We start from the raw sequence: 1,312 nt of genomic DNA, 5'->3' as shown, positions 1-1,312 counted from the left end.
TAAAGGTCTTAAGGCGTTGTCGGCCGCTGCCGACAAGAAAAGAAGAAGCTAAATCGAAACAACACCTGAAACAAAAGCGCTTAGGCATATGGCCAAAAATAAAGGGATTAATCTAATCTCAACTTCTTCAAACGATACCGCATAGACCGAAAACTCATACCCAGCTTTTTCGCTGCCGCAGTGCGATTCCATTTGGTATCTTGCAGCGCTTTTTCTATCTCTACGCGCTCTATTTGCTCAAGATAATCTTCTAAAGGCATATCCTCCGGTCGAGCCGATACAAAGTCTGTAGAGCTACCTTGGTTGTCGGGCTGAGCGCTCGGCTCAGAAAAGGTCTGGGTTGGAGATAAGCGCGGGCTGTTATCTAGCTGCAGATCTTGTTCACGAATAATATCGTCTTCACACAGCGTAAACGCACGTTCAATGATGTTCTCTAACTCACGCACGTTTCCAGGAAAGCTATAGCTTTTAAGCGCTTGCATTGCATTGGCATCGATGGACGCGTTATCGACCCCACATTCTTGAGCGATATTCGACAAGAAACGCGTTGCCAATAGCGCTACGTCATCTTGGCGTTCGCGCAAGCTAGGTACCTGCAAGTTAATGACGTTAATGCGGTAGAACAAGTCTTGTCGAAAACTGCCGTCGTCGACCAATGCTTGAAGATCTTTATGCGTTGCACTCAAAACGCGCACATCGACGGCTTCTTCAGACTCACCGCCTACGGCACGCACCGCTTTCTCTTGAATAGCACGAAGCAATTTCACCTGCATATCTAAGGGTAGATCAGCCACTTCATCCAAAAACAAAGTGCCGCCATCCGCCGCTTTAAACAGGCCATCTTTATCTTGATGAGCCCCACTAAAGCTACCTTTTAAGTGTCCGAAAAACTCACTTTCCATCAACTCGCTTGGTATCGCGCCACAGTTAACTGGAATGAATGGCCCATCACGTCTGACACCATTGGCATGAATGGCACGTGCAACCAATTCTTTACCACTTCCGGATTCACCAGAGATGTATATTGGCGCTTGGCTGCGAGCGAGTTTAATAACCTGTTTGTTGAGCTTTTTGAGTTCGGCACTCTCACCGAGGAGCACCGTTTGATCACTAGGAATTGACTGAGCAAGATCAACTTTTGTTTCAGCGAGTTTAAGCGCACTAGATACAAGTGTGCGTAGTTGCGTTAAATCGACAGGCTTAGAGATAAAATCAAATGCACCTGCTTTTAGGGCTTCAATGGCGGTTTCAACACTGCCATAAGCGGTAATCATAGCTATCGGAATATGACTGTGTTCGCTCTGTATAAAAC

At 46.4% G+C, this 1,312-nt stretch carries 1 protein-coding gene; it reads right to left on the bottom strand.

Translation table 11 applies throughout. The features are described 5' to 3' along the window. Positions 1–107: 107 nt before the first annotated feature. A partial coding sequence (locus A3738_RS25195) for a sigma-54 dependent transcriptional regulator (RefSeq protein WP_156504489.1) occupies positions 108–1,312 on the bottom strand: 1,205 nt, incomplete at its 5' end.

The sequence above is a fragment of the Oleiphilus sp. HI0066 genome (assembly GCF_001635725.1).
The sequence above is the reverse complement of the archived record's forward strand: the minus strand, read 5'-3'. Positions and strand labels throughout refer to the sequence as shown.